At 68.2% G+C, this 19553-nt stretch carries 9 protein-coding genes; 6 read left to right on the forward strand and 3 right to left on the reverse strand.

Annotated features, from left to right (window positions below):
* Positions 1-4: 4 nt before the first annotated feature.
* The 3 genes from ABH935_RS35325 to ABH935_RS35335 all read left to right on the forward strand — a co-directional run bounded on the left by ABH935_RS35325 (position 5) and on the right by ABH935_RS35335 (position 11740).
* On the forward strand, positions 5-7084 hold the full coding sequence (locus tag ABH935_RS35325; protein ID WP_370382311.1) for an RHS repeat-associated core domain-containing protein: 7080 nt from the start codon (positions 5-7) through the stop codon (positions 7082-7084).
* A gap of 316 nt (positions 7085-7400) precedes the next feature.
* The gene (locus ABH935_RS35330; RefSeq protein WP_370382312.1) at positions 7401-7865 is read left to right on the forward strand and encodes a hypothetical protein; all 465 of its coding nucleotides are present in this window, start codon (positions 7401-7403) and stop codon (positions 7863-7865) included.
* 1025 nt (positions 7866-8890) lie between these two features.
* Positions 8891-11740 carry a BTAD domain-containing putative transcriptional regulator gene (locus ABH935_RS35335; protein ID WP_370382313.1) on the forward strand — a complete coding sequence of 950 codons (2850 nt, stop codon included), beginning with the start codon at positions 8891-8893 and terminating at the stop codon, positions 11738-11740.
* 130 nt (positions 11741-11870) lie between these two features.
* Here ABH935_RS35335 and ABH935_RS35340 read toward each other — a convergent pair whose 3' ends face one another.
* Positions 11871-14186 carry a glycoside hydrolase domain-containing protein gene (locus ABH935_RS35340; RefSeq protein WP_370382314.1) on the reverse strand — a complete coding sequence of 772 codons (2316 nt, stop codon included), beginning with the start codon at positions 14184-14186 and terminating at the stop codon, positions 11871-11873.
* A gap of 441 nt (positions 14187-14627) precedes the next feature.
* Complete coding sequence (locus tag ABH935_RS35345) at positions 14628-15641, reverse strand: LuxR C-terminal-related transcriptional regulator (RefSeq protein ID WP_370382315.1); 1014 nt, start codon at positions 15639-15641, stop codon at positions 14628-14630.
* Positions 15642-15980: 339 nt separating this feature from the next.
* On the opposite strand from ABH935_RS35345, the gene ABH935_RS35350 reads away from it, so the two are divergent.
* The 3 genes from ABH935_RS35350 (at position 15981) to ABH935_RS35360 (ending at position 19090) form a co-directional block, all read left to right on the forward strand.
* Positions 15981-16157 carry a hypothetical protein gene (locus ABH935_RS35350; RefSeq protein ID WP_370382316.1) on the forward strand — a complete coding sequence of 59 codons (177 nt, stop codon included), beginning with the start codon at positions 15981-15983 and terminating at the stop codon, positions 16155-16157.
* Between the two features lie 324 nt (positions 16158-16481).
* Positions 16482-17375 (forward strand): hypothetical protein, encoded by an 894-nt coding sequence (locus ABH935_RS35355; protein ID WP_370382317.1) that lies wholly within the window; start codon positions 16482-16484, stop codon positions 17373-17375.
* A 50-nt stretch (positions 17376-17425) separates the two neighbouring features.
* The gene (locus ABH935_RS35360; RefSeq protein ID WP_370382318.1) at positions 17426-19090 is read left to right on the forward strand and encodes a hypothetical protein; all 1665 of its coding nucleotides are present in this window, start codon (positions 17426-17428) and stop codon (positions 19088-19090) included.
* A 263-nt stretch (positions 19091-19353) separates the two neighbouring features.
* Here ABH935_RS35360 and ABH935_RS35365 read toward each other — a convergent pair.
* Positions 19354-19553: hypothetical protein (locus ABH935_RS35365; protein ID WP_370382319.1), on the reverse strand; the 200-nt coding region annotated here is incomplete at its 5' end.

The raw sequence follows: 19553 nt of genomic DNA on the forward strand, positions 1-19553 counted from the left end.
TCTCATGGGGGCACGTCGTTCTGTTTCGGCATCGTCGGGGCGGCTCGGCCGCCGGCCGGTCGTGGCCTGGACGCTGGTGGCGGCGGTGGCCGTGACGACGGTGCTGGGGCCGTCTCCGGGCACTGACACCGCCTTCGGTTCGTCCGGGAAGTGGCGTCCGCATCCGCCGGTCGCCGAGCCGTCGGTGCCCGGTCACAAGACGGTCGGCAAGGCGGCGGCGCGGCCGGCGCCGCTCGCGGTGGAGCCGGTGTCGGCGCCGGTGTGGCCGTCGGCGGCGTCGGCCGATGTGACGCTGGACGCGGCTGGATCGCCTGCCGTTCACGCGGCCGGAACACCGGTGTCGTTGTCGCTTCCGCCCGCCGGTGCCGCGCGTTCGCGGAGCGGCTCCGTACCCGCCCAGCCCTCGACCCCTGCTCAGGTATCGGTGCATGTGGCGGTCGCGGATCACGCGGCGGCTCAGCGGGCCGGGGTGGCGGGCGTCATTGTGTCGGCGGCTCGTGCCGATTCCGGCACAGCGGCGGAGCTCGTCTCCTTGAGCCTGGACTACAGCGGCTTCCGGAACGCCTTCGGCGGTTCCTTCGGCGACCGGCTACGTCTGGTAGCGATGCCGGCGTGTGTGCTGACGACTCCGCAGCAAGCCGGCTGCCGTGCGCAGACGCCGGTGGGCTTCGTGAACAACCGCAGCGGCAAGACGCTGGACGCGACCGTGTCCTTGCCTGCGGCTACTACTACGCCGACAACTACTTCTGCGACGGCCGCTCCGGCGACAGTGCTTGCGGTGACCTCCTCCCCGTCGAGCGGCAACGGGGACTACACGGCGACACCGTTGAAGGCATCAGACACCTGGACAGTGTCGAACTCAGGGTCCTTCACCTACTCCTATCCGATGACTGCGCCCCCTGCTCTCGGAGGGGCGGCGCCGCAGATGGGCTTCGGATACTCCTCGGCCACGCTGGACGGGCAGAGCGCGAACGCGAACTCGCAGGGTTCGCAGATCGGCGACGGCTGGGACGCCGGTGCGGGGTTCATCGAGAAGTCGTTCACCCCATGCGCCAAAGTGCCGGGCGCTCCGGCGTCGTGGAAGACGGTCGGAGACTTGTGCCAAGGCATACCGAACGCCACGATCTCGCTGCCGGGGCACGCCGGGGAGCTGGTACGTGACGACGCCACCGGTACCTGGCGAATTTCCGGCGACGATGGGTCACGGGTGGAGGAACTCACCGGTGCGTCCAACGGCGACCCAGCGGACGGTGACGCGTATTGGCGGCTGACCGCCACCGACGGCACACAGTACTTCTTCGGTGCCAACCGGCTGCCGGCGACGGTAGGTGGTACCGGATCCGATGCGCCGACCTATTCGGCGTGGGGTGAACCGGTGTTCGGTACTGGCGCCGGGACCGCGTGCAACGACCCGACGTCCCCGAGTGTGGACCCGAACGCGTGCCGGGCCGGGTGGCGGTGGAACCTGGACTTCGTCGTCGACCCGCACGGGAACGTGACCCGCTACGACTACCTGCGCGAATACAACTTCTATACCCATGCCGCCACCGGCGCGCTGGTGCAGTACACCTCTGCGGGATACCTGTCGCAGATCGAGTACGGCTTCCGCACCCCGGACGTGGTCGCAGGGCTGCCACCGGCGGCGCGGGTGGACTTCTCGCTGGTACCGCGGTGCATCTTCGACGACGGACCGATCAACTGTCCGTCCGCGCTGACCTACCCGGGGCCCGGGCTGGTGTCGGCCGGGATCACCGACGCGAACGATGCGGCCTTCCGAGACGTGCCGGCCGACCAGTTGTGCGCGGCGACCGGCCCGTGCGGGAATATCGCCCCGACGTTCTTCCAGACCGCACGGCTGGCCTCGGTGACCACCCGGGTGCGGGTCGACGACGCATTCACGCCGGTCGACCAGTGGGAGGCGGAGCAGACTTGGGAGGTTCCGGCCTCCGGCTCCACTGCGCTGGAGTTGGACGCGGTCACCCACACCGGTCTATCCGGCGGGCAGCGGACCCAGTTGCCGGATGTGACCTTCTCCTACCAGTTCTTCGACAACCGCGCGGGGATCTCGCCGGTGTACGGCTCGCAGGGCACGGCTTCGACCCCGCGCCTGGTTCGGGTGGACAACGAGCTCGGCGGCGACGTCCGGGCTACCTACGACACCTCGCCGTACCCGTGCGCCAGTGCTGCCCCGGCGGTGGACGCCAACGGGACGCTGTGCTTCCCCGAGTACTGGACCAAGCCCGGCGATAACGCGCCGTCATTGGACTGGTTCAACAAGTGGGTGGTCACCAAAGTCCAGGCCGATGACAACACCAAGCTGTCGGGCACTGCGGGTCAAGGTTCCGCTTCGTCGGTGACCACCAGCTACAGCTACCCTTCGGCGCCGGCGTGGCATTCCAACGACTCGGAGCAGACCCAGAAGCAGTACCGCACCTTCGACCAGTTCCGCGGGTTCGGCACCGTAGTAACGGTCACAGGCGACCAGATCGACCCGAACGCTCCGGCCAAGGGTGTGCTCAACACCCTGAACACCAAGACTGTCACCACCTATCTGCGCGGCATGGACCAGGACCCGAACCTGGCCGGGGTGGCAGCTCCGGTGACTGTCACCGACTCGCGCGGGCAGTTCCCGAACACGGTGGACGACAACGCCCTGGCCGGACGTGAGTTCGAGACCCAGACCTTCGAATCCGCCGACGCCTCCGCACCGGTGCTCAACGATGTGATCGACCACCCGGTGCTGTCCGCACCAACCGCCGTGCACAAGCGGATCGACACCTTGCCAACGCAACGGGCCCGCTTCCAGCACACCGGCGCTACCGTCACCTACGCCCAGGTGACTACGGGGATGCGGCGCACCGAGACCGACTTCGCCTTCGACGACACCCTGCCGACCTTCACCGGAACCATCGTCTCCGGCGGCAACGGCCGCCAGATCGCCAAGTTCGACAAGGGCGACGGGACGGTGCCGCAGCTGTGCACCCGCGCCTGGTACGCGAACACCGGCTCGGTCCCAACGGCGGATATCGCGCAGCGCACCGCGCTGCCGGATCTGACCACGACTGCCGTCATCTCCTCGGGCGGATCCTGCAGTTGGACGCCGACTCCACCCGCGCCGGGCGCCGCGAACGCGGAGATCTCCGGCACCCGCACCTACTACGACGACAAGTCGGTCGGCGACGCCACCGGGCCGGAGAACATCACGCGCACCGTGGTCGAGTCCGCCAATGACGGTCAGGGCAACACGACCTGGATCACCGAATCGTCCACCCCGGCTACCGCTTTCGACGTCTACGGTCGGCCCTTGCAGGTCATCGACGCTGACGACAACGTCACGGCCACCGCCTATACCCCGGCCGACCATGCCCTGCCCACGTCAGTCGCGGTCACCGCCCCGGACCCGGCGACCGGCGCGATCGGTTCGTGGGCTCCGGCGGTGACCACGATGGACCCGGGCCGCGCCCAGCCGCTGACTGTCACCGATACCAACGGTCATACCACCACCGTCCGTTATGACGGGCTGGGCCGCACCACCGCCGTCTGGCGGGCGGACCGAGCGACGACGGCCGGCCCGAACATCGCGTACTCCTACTCCCTGAGCGGGCCCGGTGGAGCCGAGCCGTCGTTTGTGGACACTGACACGCTCACCGATGCCGCCGGTGACACCACCACGTCATACACGATCGTCGACGGGCTCGGCCGCACCCAGCAGAGCCAGGCCACACCCGCCGATGGCAGCAACGGCCAGGTCGTGACCCAGACCTCGTACGACGCGCTGGGCCGACCGCACTTGGCGTCCGCGCCGTTCTACGACGCCACCAACGCGCCCTCGGGGCAGTTCACCCAGTACAGCGACCCCGCGCGGATTCCCGGAGCCACCCGAATCGACTACAACCTGCCCGCACACACCGTGACCAGCACCATGCTGGGCCACAACCAGCCGCTGTGGTCTTCGCTCACCCACACCTGGGGCGCCGACCGCACCGACGTCATCCCGCCGAGCGGCGGCACCGCCACCAGCACGCTCACCGACGCGCGGGGCCGCACCACCGGCCTGTGGCAGTACCACACCAACCCGCCGACCGTCACCGGATACTCGTCCGACGCCTCGCTTGCGGACGTCACCGGCTATGCCTACGCCTTCAATGCCGACGACACGGCTACCGTCACCGTGACCGACGCCACCGGCAAGAACACCTGGACCACCACAACAGACCTGCTGGGCCGCACCATCCGGTCCGACAACCCCGACTCCGGCGTCGTCCGCGCCACCTTCGACAACGCCGGGTTGCGGCTGACCTCCACCGACGGCCGCGGGACCTCGCTGTACTACGCCTGGGACCACCTGGGCCGCAGGATCGGCGAGTACTCCGCGCCCATCACGGGCAGCGCCGCCGCCGACCAGGCAAACCAGCTCGCCGGCTGGACCTACGACACCGTCCTTAAGGGCCAGCCGGCTACCTCGACCCGCTACGTCGGCGGCTCCGGGCCCGCTGGGCTCGCCTACACCAGCGCGATCGCCGGCTACGACGTCATGAATCGGCCCACGGCAACCCAGGTGTCGATCCCGACCGCCGGGCCGGATGCCGACCTGGGCGGGGTGTATCAGAGCACGACCGCCTACACCATCACCGGCCAGGTCGACCACTACACCCTGCCCGCCGCGCCCGCCGCCCACCTGGCCGCCGAGACCATCACCGACAAATACAGCCCGACCGGCGTCCTGACCTCAGCCCGCAGCAACGTCGGGGCATATCAGGACCTGCTCGACGACTCCGAGGTCTCGCCGTTCGGCGAGGTCACCTCGCGCACTTTGGGCGAGGCTCCGTATCAGCTCGTGACGCAGAACGCGTACGACCAGGCGACCCGGCGCCTCGTGCAGTCCTTCACGGACGCCTCCTCCGGCACCAATGCTGCCGGCGCACGCATCGGCTACGGCGTAGCCCACACCACCTACACCTACAACCCCGCAGGGCAACTAACCTCGGCCAACAACGACCAAGACCCGGGCGGCGGCGCCGACCTCAGCACCACCGACCTCCAGTGCTACGCCTACGATCCCCTTGGCCGACTGCTGCGCGCCTGGACCGACAACGCCGGCACTTCTCCTGCACCCACCAGCACCCCGGGGACCGGCCCGGCCTCCGGCGGGCTCGGCGATTGCAACACTGCCACCCCCACGACGGCCACCACTACAGGTGCCGGACCCGCTCCCTACTGGCAGGAATTCACCGGCTCCACGTCCGGCATGGCCACCGATCCGATGGGCAACCGGGTCACCGTCACCGACCATGCCACCGCCACCGCCACCGCCACCGGCTCCAGCACCGACACCGTTCACACCTACAGCGGCTACGCCACACCCGGCACTCGCAACACCCTGACCTCCGGCAGCAGCACACCGGGCACCGGGCCCGGACCGCACCTGCTCGGCACCGTCACCACCGCGGGCGCCTCCTCCGGCACCGACACCTACGCCTTCGACGGCGCCGGAAACACCACCACCCGGCAGAACACCGCCCGACCCGGCACCAATGCCGCCGCACAGACCCTGGTCTGGGATCCCGAAGGCCGCCTGGCTCACGTCACCGACACCGCAAGCCACGACAACGCGACCTACCTCTACGACGCCGGCGGCAGCCAGCTCATCCGCCGTGACACCGACACCGCCACAGGCCGGACCACCAGCACCCTTTACCTGGGTACCACCGAAATCCACAACACCAGCGGCACGATCACCGCGCTGCGCTACCACGCCTTCGACGGCGCCCCCACCACCATCGCCGGCTCCGACGGCACCATCACCATCGAAGTCAGCGACAACCACGGCACCGGCGACACCACCGTCGACAACACTCCCGGCCACGCCACCCGCGGCCAAGTCAGCGCCCGCCGCTACACCAAGCCCTTCGGCGAACCTCGCGGCACCATGCCGACCACCTTCGGGAGCTTCCCGGACGACCACACCTACCTCGGCATGACGACCGATACGTCGACAGGGCTCGTGGATATCGGGGCGCGCAAATACGACCCGAACACCGGCCGATTCATTTCGGCTGACCCCGTTTTCCAGCCCAATAATCCCCAAGCCGTCGGCGGCTATGCCTACGCCGGCAACGATCCGGTAGGCGCGAGCGATCCAACCGGGTTGAGGACGGAAGATAAGTACTACGGGCCTTCCGACACCAACACTGGTGGCGGCAAGCCGGCAATGGTCGATGTCGGCGGCGGCCTGTACATCGGTACTGATGATCCTCGCTTCAGCCGGTTTGCCCAGCACGGGAGTGCTCTTGCGTTTGCCGGAGCCACAAGCGGTGCACAGTGGCGGCGCGTCGAGCTATCGGGCTGGGTCGGCTTTTGCACCGATCCGACGGCTGGCCTCAACTGCGGCTCCGGCCTCATGGCTGCGCTCAATGGACAGCTGGGCGCTTTGGACTCGAACCATAACTGGTCCGGCGAAGACCCCATCGCAGCATTCGCTGACGGTAGTGCGATGCCCCTTCCAGGCGTCGACGATACTGTCGGCGAGGCGCAAGCAATTCTGGCACTGGTTCACAACCGAGAAGGCCACGCACATGGCTTCTTTGCTGAAGTGGCGGGCGCCGGTGCGGCTTTGGCGCCTCTGGCCGCCGGCGGGGGAGGCGAGGAGGAGGGGAAGGTCGGCGCGTCAGTGCCGTCCGAGGAAGAACTATCGAAGATCGGCCAAGTGACCAGCTGGCTCAGATCGCTGCGAAGTAGCCTTCGTTGGAACCGGAACTCCGGCAAGGAGAGGACCGCCGGCGGCCTTGAAGCTGAATCCGATGGCGTCGGGTTTGATCCGTGGCGGAACGGCCTTCTATCAGGCCATCCGTATGAAGGATACGTGCCGCCGGCCGGCGTTGAGCCGGGCTACGAGACGCATGTTGAACCTCAAGCGGCCGCAATTATGGACTTCCTGGAGATCAAGGAGGCAGACCTGTACATATCAAAGGGCTACATCTGTGACACATGTTACTCAACACTGCCTGATATGCTGCCGGCAGGCGCTAAGCTCACGATTCACTTCCCGGGGCCTGGTTCACCTCAGACGTTTACCGGGAACTAGAAATTAGAAAAGAGGCGATGCTCGACGCGTCGCGTCGAGCATCGCCTCTTTTTACACCAGAAGCGCAGAGCTCTCAATTAAGTGGTATCATACTGGCGTGATCTCTCCTCACGATATCGATCTAGCTCGGGTTCTGACTTCTTGGTATGGCCAGGAAGAAGATCCCTCTCGGCCGATACCGCAAGAATTGAACTGGCTCCCCGACAGCCTCCGGGCGCCGTTCCTGGCCGCGTCACGCGAGATGTGGACTTTCCGCGGGCCACGGCAATTTTGCCTTCCGGCGCCAGCGCCGCAAGATCCTCGGAAGACTATTTTCATGACTGACGAGGACGCCGATTTTGTATGGGCGTTCGACGCCGAGGACAAGGAGGCGCTGTACGAGCGCGCCAGTTTGACTGACGGCTGGCAAAGGGTGGCAGAGCGCCTCCCCGAGTTCATGCTGCACCACTGCCTGATGAAGATCAGTGACTATCCGAGGCTCTATTCGGCTCGCGCAAATGTTGATGCTGATGACCTGCCGACAGTTGTTGATTCGCTAGACGAGGTCACCTTCGCAGGGTGGAGCATTTATCCGGTTGAGAGGATTTTCCTGAGCGATGAAGTGCTGGTGCGAGCTGTGCCGGCACAAGATAGGGCATGGCCCCCGGTGGAGTTGCCGGGATTCATGCACGTGAAAGTTTCAGCGAGAAACTCCGATACCCTCCTGTATCTCGACGGTATTCCCGCCCGGGATAGATGGTACAAACATTCGCCCGCGCGACTGCCGGAGTCTCTTCGTTAGCCACGTACGGCGCAGGTGTGAGGGCGGGCTGGTTGAACCCTGTTGCTTCCTCCTCGCCGTCGGCGTAGTTGCCGATGGCGACGTCCACGAGCAGCGATTGCCAGATACCGGGCTCGTCTCGCAACACGGTGGGGTCGATAGCGGTGAGGCACTCGCCGAACTGCTGGGCCGAGTCGGTCACGTGGACGAGGCTTCCCGTCTCTCGTCGAATAGCACGACTTCGCATGAGTCGCGGTCGATGAAGTAGGACCCGCCGTTCTCAGTGTCGCTTACCTGGAGCAGGTCGCGGCCAGTCGGATCGTCACCATGAAACCGCAGGCTTCTACCGGTCGCAACGAGGCGACGTGTTCCTGCCGGTAACGGTGCAGTTCGACCAGGATGGCGTGTCAGACCTCATGCGAGGCGGCGGACCCTGCACCTTCGACGAAGGCGCTATGCGGAAGGTAGTCGTGCACGGCCACGTAGTGGATGATCAGGGTCGGGGCGGCGTAGGAGTCCCTGACAGTCCTGACACACGGATCTCAGCGTTGCCGACGTGGACCCGTTCGGCGCCGACGGTGAATTTCGTGAGCTCGTGCCATCGTGTGCGCGGTACTCGTCCGGGCTCAGGCCTTCGCAGAGGTCACAGAAGTGTATTCCCCTCGTGATGTGCGAGGGCCTCTTGCAAAGCGTGAACAAGTCCTCGACCTGTCCGGCGGGCGTGGGTCCCCGCAGGAACGGGTTCCCCTGTTCAAGCCATCCCACGTTGACGGCTGGGGCTTCCGGTTCGCCGTGTACGGGCCCTGACCTCCTGGCCGCCGCACCGTGCTCAAACCTCAACGCACAATCCATCCACGTGCCGCCCGGTGGCCGGCGGCGTGGCCAGCACTGTCACAACACGGCAGGCCGCTTCCCACCGTGCCGACGGGCGCTGACGCCGTGGCCGCCGCGCGGTCGCTCGACAGTCGTTCGGGCCCTGTGCGACCGTCGACAGAGGTCGTATCCATCCACGCTCATCACGGCCTGACCGCACGAGGGGATCGTTCGTGGCTGAGGGATGGCGATTCCGCCTGCTGGGACCGCTGGAGGTTCGACACGACGGCGGGGTGGTGCCGGTGGCCGCGACCAAACAGCGGGTTCTGATCGCGCTGCTGGCGCTCGCGGCCGGCGAGCCCGTGCCGGTGGACCGGCTGATCGCCGGGCTCTGGGACGAACGGCCTCCGGCCTCGGCCCGCAATACGTTGCAGAACTATGTGTTGCGACTGCGGCGCATCCTGACCGCGGGCGATGAGCCGAGCCCGCTAGTGACCTCCTCGGCCGGGTACCGGTTGGCCGTGGACGCCGACGCGGTCGACGTGCACCGGTTCGGCGCGCTGCTCCGGCGGGCCCGGGAGGCGGAATCGGCTGGGGAGCCGCGGTTCGCGGTTTCGCTGCTGGAGGAGGCGTCGGGTCTGTGGCACGGGGAGGCGCTGACGGACGCGCCCAGTGATCTGCTGCGGCGCGAGGTGCTGCCCGGGCTGGTCGAGCAACGGCTGGCCGGGCAGGAGCGGCGTGTGGAGCTGGAACTGGGCTTGGGCCACCACCACGAGTTGGTCACCGAGCTGGTCGCCCTGACCGCCGCGCATCCTTTGCGTGAGCGGCTGTGGACACAGCTGATGCTGGCGCTGTACCGCAGCGGGCGCACCGGCGAGGCGTTGGAGACGTACCGGAAGGCCAGAGCGGCGCTGGCCGAGCAGTTGGGCATCGATCCCGGGCCCGAACTGCGGCGGCTGCATCAAGAGATACTGCTCGGCGATCCCGGGTCGGCTGAGGCCGGGCCCGAGTCGGCGGCCGTGGATCCGGACCGCGGGGCGGCGCCGGCTCCACCGCGAGTCGTACCGCGACAGCTGCCGGCGTCCGTGGCGACGTTCATAGGCCGCGGCGACGAGTTGACACAGCTCAGCGTTCGGCTGGCCGGCGCGGACGCCTCCCGGGCGCCGGTCTGCGCGATCAGCGGCACCGCCGGCATCGGCAAGACCGCGCTGGCCGTGTACTGGGGCCACGTGAACGCCGCCCGGTTCCCCGACGGACAGCTGTATGTCAACCTGCGTGGATTCGATCCCGTCGGCGCGCCGATGGCCGCCACCGCCGCGGTTCACGCGCTGCTCACCGGCCTGGGCGTGAAGGCGCAGGAGATCCCCGCCGACCAGGACGAACAGTTCGCCCTGTACCGCTCCCTGCTGGCCGACCGGCGCATACTGATCGTCCTGGACAACGCCCGCGACGCCGAGCAGGTACGGCCGCTGCTGCCCGCCGCGCCCGGCTGCATGCTCCTGGTCACCAGCCGCGACCAGCTGGCCGGCCTGGTCGCGCTGGACGGCGCCGTCCCCGTGCCGCTGGACCTGCCCGACCAGCGTGAGGCCCGCGATCTGCTGATCAGCCGTCTGAGCCAGCATCGCGTCGAGGCGGAGCCAGACGCGGCGCAGGAGCTGATCGAGCGGTGCGCGCGGCTTCCGTTGGCCATCACCATCGCGGCCGCGCATGCGGCGGTGCGTCCCGGGCACCCGCTGGAGGCTGTGGTCGAGGAGTTGCGCGACGCCCAAGGACGGCTGGAAACGCTGAGCGCCGGGGCCGCCAACGCCGACGTGCGCGCGGTGTTCTCCTGGTCGTACAACACCCTCACCCCGGAGTCGGCCCGGGTGTTCCGGATGCTGGGCCTGCAACCCGGCCCGGACATCAGCGTGCCGGCCACCGCCGGGCTGAGCGACCTGGACCCCGCCGACGCCCGCCGCGCCCTGACCGAGCTGACCCGGACCAACCTGGTCACCGAACGCACCCCCGGCCGCTACAGCCTGCACGACCTGCTGCGCGCCTACGCTTTCGACCAGGCCCAGATCCACGACGGCGATGCCGAACGGCGCGCCGCCCGCAAGCGCCTGTGCGAGTTCTACGTCTATACCGCCGACGGGGCCGACGCCCTCGTGGCCGCCGACCCCCACCGCCCGCCGTGCGTCCCACCCGTGCCCGGCGCGCGCCCCCTGCGCCTGCCCGACGTGCCGGCCGCGATGACGTGGTTCGACGCCGAGCACACCAATCTGATGGTGCTGCAGCAAACCGGCGCCGGCCTCGGCTTGTACCCCCACGCCTGGCAGCTGGCCCGGGCCCTGGCCACGTTCCACGACCGGCGGGGGCACCGCCACGACGCGCTCGCCATGCGGCTGATCGGCCTGGAGGCCGCGGTCCATCTCACTGATCCCAGTGCCCGGATACACGCCCACCGGCTGCTCGGAGCCGCCTACGCCGACCTGGACCGCTACGAGGAAGGCGTGGCCCACCTGGATCAGGCGCTTGAGTCGGCGGAGAAGAACCAAGATCTCGACCAGCAGGCCAAGGCTCATCAAGAGCTCGCGCGGGTACAGACCCGGCAGGGCGACGACCGGCAGGCCCTGAAGCACGTGACCGTCGCCAGAGACCTCTTCCGCTCCGCCGGTCGGCCGCGATCGGAGGCGACGAGCCTCAACGACATGGCGCGGTCCGCCTGTCGGCTCGGCGACTACAACACCGCGAACGACCTGTGCCATCAAGCCCTGGCCACGCACCGCAGCATCGGCTACCGCGAGGGCGAGGCGGCCGCCCTGGACACTCTCGGCTACATCGCCCACCGCACCGGCCACCATGACAACGCCATCGCCTGCTACCGCCGAGCCCTCACGATCCGCCGCACGCTGTACGACACCTCCCACAGCGCGAACACCGTCGAAGCCCTCGGCCACCCCCATGCCGCGCTCGGCGAACACCACCAGGCCCACGCGCTCTGGCGGAAGGCACTGGAGCTGTACCGGCAGCAAGGACGCGAACATGATGCCGACCGGGTACGACGGCTGCTGGACGCGCGCGACGGCACGGCAGGGTTCTGAGTGGGTGATTGAGTGGGTCGCCGGCCGCTGCGGAAGGCGGGTTGGACGGCGGGAAACGCCTAGCCCGCGCGCTGCCTGGTGGCAGGGCGCGGGCTCGGGTTCGGTTGCGGGTTCAGATTGCGGGCTGGATTCAGCCGGCAGCAGTCACCCACCAGTTGCCGAAGCCGCCGGCGATCGCAGTCTGGTTGATTCCGTACTGGGTGCCGGTGGTCTTGGCACCATCAGAGGCGAAGACATCCATGGTGCCGTTAGCGGCCAGGGACACCGAGGGGTCGCCGGCGAAGGACACGTTGTTGCCGATCCAGGCGCCGTTGCTGAAACCGCTCTGCGGGCCGGACTGCCCGAACACCGCGATATGGCCGTTGGTGGTGCGGGCGAAGACGCTCACCGTTCCGCCGGCCCCCGAGGAGAGCACCGCGGAGGGCGTGCCCACCAAACCGCCAGCGGTGCTCAGCGAGCCCCACGCGCCAAAGCCGGAGGCGGGCGCGGACTGGTTGGACTCGAACAGGTTCCCGGTGTTGTCCACCGCGAACACGATCATGGTGCCGTTGGCAGCCAGCGTCACCGACGGATCACCGGTGAAGTTCTGGCTGCCGGTGCCGACCCAGGCGCCGTTGCTGAAACCGCTCTGCGGACCGGACTGCCCGAACACCGCGATATGCCCATCAGTGGTCCGGGCGAACACACTCACCGTGCCACCAGCCCCCGGAGACAACACCGCAGAAGGCGTACCCACCAGACCACCGGAAGCACTCAGCTTGCCCCACGCGCCGAAGCCGGAGGCGAGTGCAGACTGGTTGGACTCCCACAAGTTCCCGGTGTTGTCCACCGCGAACACGATCATCGTGCCGTTCGCAGCCAGCGTCACCGACGGATCCCCGGTGAAGTTCTGGCTGCCGGTGCCGACCCAGGCGCCGTTGCTGAAGCCGCTCTGCGGACCGGACTGCCCGAACACCGCGATATGCCCATCAGTGGTCCGAGCGAACACACTCACCGTGCCACCAGCCCCCGGAGACAACACCGCGGAAGGCGCCCCGACCAGACCGCCGGCAGTGCTCAGCTTGCCCCAGGTGGTGAACCCGGAAGCCGGACCGGTCTGGTTGGTCTCGTACAGGTTCCCGTCAGCACGGATCTGGAACGAAGCCAGCGTCCCATTCGCCGCAGCCACGGAAGCATGACCCGTGACCCCGCGCACCGACACCGGCGGAGTACTCCCCGAGGAGACTTGAACGTCGAAGTAGTCCCCGTCGACGCCGATGGTGACGCCGCCCCAAGTCTCGTCGTGGCCCACCGTGTACTGGTGGATGCGCTGGTGGTTGGACCAATCGCCGCTCGGGATGCCGGGATCGGAGACGGTGTTGCTGCCGCTGCCCGGAATGCTGGCGAAGTCCAGGACATCCGGCATGGTGTAGGAGCTGTAGTTGTTGACCAGATCAGCGACGGTGCTGGACATGCTCCCGTAGACGCCGGCCTTGTACCCGTGCGCGTGCAGTTCCGCGGCCCAGTCGGATTCGAATCCGACCACCAACGAGGTGCTGCTGCTGCCGTAGGCCTCCATGTCGTAGGTGATCTCGATGCCGGCGGGGAAGCCGAGGGCGGTGGCCTGGTTGATCGCGTCGTCCGCGGCGGCGATGCCCTGGCTCGCGGAGCTGATGGTCGCGCAGCCGCAGCTGTTGCCCGGGCCTTGCAGGCCGACGTATATGGGCGCGAAGCGCCATCCGGCTGAGGCCTGCTGGGCGACCCAGGCCGAGGTGAGGTTCGGCTGCGAGCAGGTGCGATTGGCCCCGCCGATGTAGATGCCGACGGCGGAATACGGCGACGAGCTCTTCCAGGCGCTCATCGACGACGAGTCCGGCGCGCCGCAGGCGTCGAAACCCTGGCCGGTGAAGTCGGTGGTGTCGGCCACGACCGAGGCGGCGACCTGCGCGCTGGGATGACGACCCGCTGCCGCGCCGGTCGCCGGCACGGTCGGCGTCGTGGTCGCCGTCGTCGTCGGCGCCGGCAGCCCGGCGCTGGCGAGGATGGACTGGGCCAGCGCGCGGTCGGTGTTGTAGGTGACCGAGACCTGGAAACCGCTCCCGGTCGCGTCGACCTCCCGCGCGACAGGGTTCTCAGTCGTGCGGTCCGGCGCCGTGGACGGGGCCGCGGGCTGGACCAGAAGCGTCTCGGTCCGTCCGATGACCTGGGCCGGACAGTTCTGCCGGGTACCCGGTGTCCCCAGATAGACGGCGTGCTGGTCGAAACGGACGCAGGTCGAAGGCGCCTTGCCGAGGTCGACGACCGGCCAGCCGGCCGGAATGGTGAACTGGTGGCCCAGATAGCTGACGCTCTGCGTGGCGTCCTTCGGCGCCGACGCCGCCGTCGCGGACGCACCGCCGATCGTGGTCGCTGAGAATGCCGCGCACAGGACGGCCAGGGCCGCTGCGCGTCTGCCGTGTCGGATCATCGGTTCTTGCTCCTCTTACTCAAAAGGACATGCGGGCAGGGGGGTATGGCGTGACAGGGAACGGACTTGAGCGGGTCCGGACGTCGAGTCCGGAATAAGGGCACTGATTCCTGGGGCCGTCTAAGGCTGAGATCGCACGCGGGCGGTTTTCGGCATGCGGGCATCCCCATCGGTGCTGGTGTCGGTGATCGTCTTCGGGCCGGTGAGGCCGGTCCGGCGCGCCTTCGGGATCGTCCCCGGCTGGCAATCAGGACTCTTCCAAACCCCGACCCGTGACGGAAGGCGACAGCCGAGTCCTAAAGGTGCATGGCACCAATATGCCAATCCCGCCGCAGGTCACGAGGGTGGGCCCGAGCAGGATGCCCGCCAGGATCATCAAGACCCTGAAATAGCTGCCCGCGCGTCTGTCCCGGCTCCGGACACCGGAGAGCGAACGGGCTCTTACAGCCAGCCCTTCTTAGCGGCTTTGATGCCGGCTTCGAAGCGTGATCCGGCGTCGAGGCGGTGCATGAGGTCGGCCATGATGCGGCGGACGGTGCGCAGCGACACGCCGAGTTTCTTGGCGGCGGCCTCGTCGGTCGAGCCTTCGGCGAGCATTCCCAGCAGGACGCGTTCGGTGTTGGACAGACCGGACCCGGGGTCGACGGAGTTGCCGATGTCCAGCGGGGCGGCGTTGCTCCACGCCGAATCGAACAGCTCCAGCAGCGAGGCGATGACGCCGGGAGCGCTGATGACGGCCGCGCCGCGACCGCGGGTGGTGGGGTCCAGCGGGACGATCGCGATGCGGGCGTCGGAGATGAACAGCCGTTGCGGCAGTGCCGGCGCGGTGCGGACGTGGCCGCCGGCGGCCTCCAGGTCGCGGGCGTAGCTGATCATCGCGGCGTCGTTGCGGATCGCCTCCAGATACAGCGACCGCATCTTCACCCCGCGGCGCAGCAGTTCGGCGTCCAGCGGCCATGCCTCGGCCAGCATCTCCGCCGGCAGCCCGACCACCGGCATGAGCGAGTCGATGGACGCGACGGTCGTGTAGGCGAGCTGCTCGAACCGGGCCTGGACCGCGTCAGCGCCGATGATGTGCTCGATCTGCCCGTCGGCGGCGGTGTCCTCGCGCAGTCGCTTCTCGACGGTGGTGGTGATCTGATCGCGCTGTCGTTGGATCCGGGCCTGCTGCTCGGCCAGTTCCTGTTCCTGCCGCTGTAACAGCTGGGCGACGGCGGCCTCGGCGGCGATCGGCACCAGCGAGCCCGGGGATTGCTGAGAGGCGCGTACCAGGGACCGGTCGGCGAGAGCGTCCAGCTGTTCGCGGAGCTGGATCTCGTTGATCCCGAGTACCTGGGCCAGCTCTTCTACCCCGGCGCCGGGGTAGGCCCGCATCGCGATCCAGGTCTGCGCCAACGACTCTTCCAGGCCCAGTTCCAACAGGGCAGCGACATCGACCTGCGCTCCGGTTGACAACGTTCCCCCTCGATCATCCCCACACCCCATGGCTCACGCGGTGCACGTTGCTTTGATCATCCCAGGCGGAGGCCACACCCGAAAGCGACTATCTCAGAATTCTTCCCGAGATGCCCGAGTGCCGCGCGCTCCCCGCGGTCGCGCCGCGCGGGCTGATCTGCAGCGGTGATGGCACCAAGCTGCCAGACACTTTGCTGCCAGCAGTTTTCCCTTCCGGCACAGGTCAGAGCTTGGAAAAGTACTCCATGCCAGCCCGGGAACAGCCCCGGTGGGCACCGGCCCGGAACCACTTCGGCCGATGACGATCACCCACTCTGACACCCATCGGGGGATACCGCCATGCCAAAAACAGCCGACGCCGGCCGTCGCGCCGTCGCCGCCATGACCGTCGCGCTGTTCGCGCTGATCGGCCACACCACCGCGACGGCCGTGCTCCAGAGCGCGGCACAGCACCGACTGGGCACCACGTCGATCGTCGCCGGCATGCCGTGCAGCTCTTGCACCGGCGGACTCTGACATGAACGTGGTCCTCCTCCACCTGTCATCCGGCCCCGCCGCGCGGACCAGGACCCTGAGCCCCGAGATGGCCGTCGACATCCTGTGGGCCACAGCGGTCCCGGACGACCGGCTGGAACACATAAGAGCCCGATACGGCCCGACTCCCGAACACATCGCTGTGGCGATGTTCCTCCACGAAGACGCAACTGGCCCGCCCCCGATGGATACGGCTCTAGGCCTTTGCCACAGAGCGATCAGCACTTCGCAGACCTTCCTCGGGTGGACCGCCGAACCGCTCGTGGACCCCCTGGAAACCACGCCTTACCAGCATTGGAAGACTCCATGACCCCGAATCGCCGCCGACGGCTCACCGCTGCGGCTTCCTTGCTCGCCGTCGTCCTCGTCGGCGCCGCAGCCTGCGCGTCGCACCCGGCGACCAGGTCCGCCGCCGGCCAGGCCGCACCGCTCGCACAGCCCACCGTGTCGCTGTCGAGCGACAACCCCGTCGCGCCACCGACCACACCCCCGTCGACTACGAATAGCGAGCCCAGCGGCTCAACCAGCACCAGTGCGCCGTCGTCCACGGCTCCCACGGCCGAGAAGCCGTCCGCCCCCGTGAAGCCGACGGCGCCGAGACCGAACGACACGGCTTCGTCACCGGGAACCACCCACAACGCTCCGCCTCCGCCGGCCCCGCTCAAGGCCGTCGACCTGCCGAACGCCGCAGCCGTCGACTGGCAGCCCACGGGAGGGCTGGTCGCGATGACCCTGCCGGCGGTCGGCGGCATCGACCTGAGTGAGTGCGCGACGGTGTCCGGCGCGGCGGCCTGGCACGAGCAGGGCTACGCCAGCGCCCAGAACACCCCCGCGCAGGAAGACATCTTCGGCTTCACCGACACCGCCACGGCCACACGTGCCTTCCAGGCGATCGCCGACGGCCTGAACGGCTGCCAGCAGACCAGCCGCGACCTCCAGCACTCCGGCGGCGTCACGACCGACGCCACCGTCACCACTACCGCCACCACCGCACAGGGCTTGGCCTGGGCCCGTACCTGGACCGCTGTGCCCGGCGCATCCGCCGCCGGTCCGCAGACCAACCACTACTACCTCGTCCAGCACGGCGCGACGGTCATCGTCGCCGCCTTCACCGAATTCGGAGCCAACCCGCCGCACCGCTACGACACCACCGGCGACCCGGCCGTGATCACCATGCTCGCCGCCCACGCCGTCTCCTGAACCCCGATCCCGTCGATATCCGAACACATTCACATTTTGAGGAGCCTGACATGTCCATCAAGCCGTCCACCCGCCGCCGAGGCATGGCTGCCACAGCCATCGCCGGAGTCGCCGCCTCCCTGCTCACCTTCGCCCCCGCGGCGCACGCCACCAGCACCATCGGCGGCCAGATCACGCCCAGCGAGATGATGACCCGGGCCCAGTACTGGGTCGACCACTCCGTCCCGTACAACCAGGCCGCCTACTACTCGGATCCGCAGGGCACGAACTACCGCGAGGACTGCTCCGGGTACGTCTCCATGGTCTGGCATCTGAACACGAGCCTGATCGTCACCGACCCCGCCCCGGACGACTTCACCAATGTCGACGGCACCCCGAACACCGCCTACGACACCGGCATCGGCAGCTTCAGCAACCTGCAGCAGGGCGATGCCATGGCCTACCCGCACAAGCACATCTGGGTCTTCGACCAGTGGACCGACAAGGCCAGCGGCACCTTCACCTACTACGCCAACTCGAACCCCAGCGATCCGACCCACGGTCCGACCACGGGGCACATCAACGGCACCAGCCTGGAGGGTTGGCCCACCTCCGGCTACGTGGGCCTGCGCTACAACAACGTCACCCCGGACGCTCCGCCGGCGAAGGTCGGTCCGGTCACGGGTCACTCCTCGGTGGCCGCGGCGAACGGGACCTTGGCTTCCTTCCAGATCCGTGCCGACGGGAATCTGTACGAGACCAACCAGACCGGTCCTGCCTCCGGGTTCAGCAACTGGGGCGCGTTGAGCACCGCCGGCGGTTTGGTGGGCACGCCTTCTGCAGTGTTGTCTCCGGGGGCCGGTGGCACGGTGAGCGTTTTCGCCCGCACTACTGATGGCCACATCGCGGTGTTCGGGCAGTCCGGCCCGCAGAGCGGCTTCAGCAACGGCGCCTGGGTCGGCACCAACAGCCAGAACTTCGTGGGCGATCCGACGGTGACGCTGGCTGCCAACGGCACGATGATCGTGTTCGCGGTGGACAACACCGGCAACCTGTGGGAGACCAACCAGTCCGCGCCCGGATCCGGGTTCGGCGCGTGGGGCAAGCTGAGTGCTTCCGGTGGTCTGGTGGGTACGCCTTCTGCGGTGCTGTCCCCGGGTGCTGGCGGCACGGTGAGCGTTTTCGCCCGGACCACTGATGGCCACATCGCAGTGTTCGGACAGTCCGGCCCGCAGAGCGGCTTCAGCAACGGCGCCTGGGTCGGCACCGGCAGCCAGAACTTCACCGGTGATCCGTCGGTGACGCTGGCTGCCAACGGCACGATGGTCGTGTTCGCGGTGGACAACACCGGGAACCTGTTCGAGTCCAACCAGTCCGCACTGGCCTCCGGGTTCGGCGCGTGGGGCTCGCTGAGCACCGCCGGCGGCCTGGTCGGCACGCCTTCCGCAGTCCTGTCCTCGGGGGCCGGCGGAACGGTGAGCGTCTTCGCCCGCACCACCAACGGCCACATCGCAGTGTTCGGACAGTCCGGCCCGCAGAGCGGCTTCAGCAACGGCGCCTGGATCGGCAACAACAACATATCCTTCGCCGGCGACCCCTCGGTCTCCCTGGCGGCCAACGGCACCATGGACGTCTTCGCCTCCGACGGTGCCAAGACCACCGGCACCCAGTACGGATCCAACCAGACCAGCCTCGGCTCCGGTTTCGGCAACTGGTGGGTCACCGCTGCCGGCTGAACCCGGTCCCACACCTGAACCCTTTGCCCGCGCCCTGCCACCAGGCAGAGCGCGGGCAAGGCGTCTTTTGAGGCGCTGCTGACCTATGTGGGGGTGCGCTGGTGGCGGGTGCGGTTTGTTTGTGGGTTGACAGTCAAGGGCGTTTTCTTACGGCTTCGCACGGGTTTAAGAAGGATCCGCTGGGTGGCGCAGTTCGGTGGTGTGCCTGGGGATGCGCTGGCGGCCGGCGGGTGATGCTGGACACGACCGCGCACAGGTCCGAGTCACTGCGCATGCGTCAGGTGGGCGGCGGCCATGTGTGGTGTGGACGGGGTCCGCCCGGCAGGCACAGGCGGCGGTGAGCCGTCGAGCCGGAGGTGCGGGAACCCTTCCCACAGGCGGGGTTGTCCCGGGTTCCCCGTCGCGTCGGCGGGCGTAGCCAAGCTGATCGGGCCGGTGGTGTCAAGTCGCACGAAACCGCACC

Origin of the sequence: Catenulispora sp. GAS73 (assembly GCF_041262085.1) — a bacterium.
GTDB lineage: Bacteria > Actinomycetota > Actinomycetes > Streptomycetales > Catenulisporaceae > Catenulispora.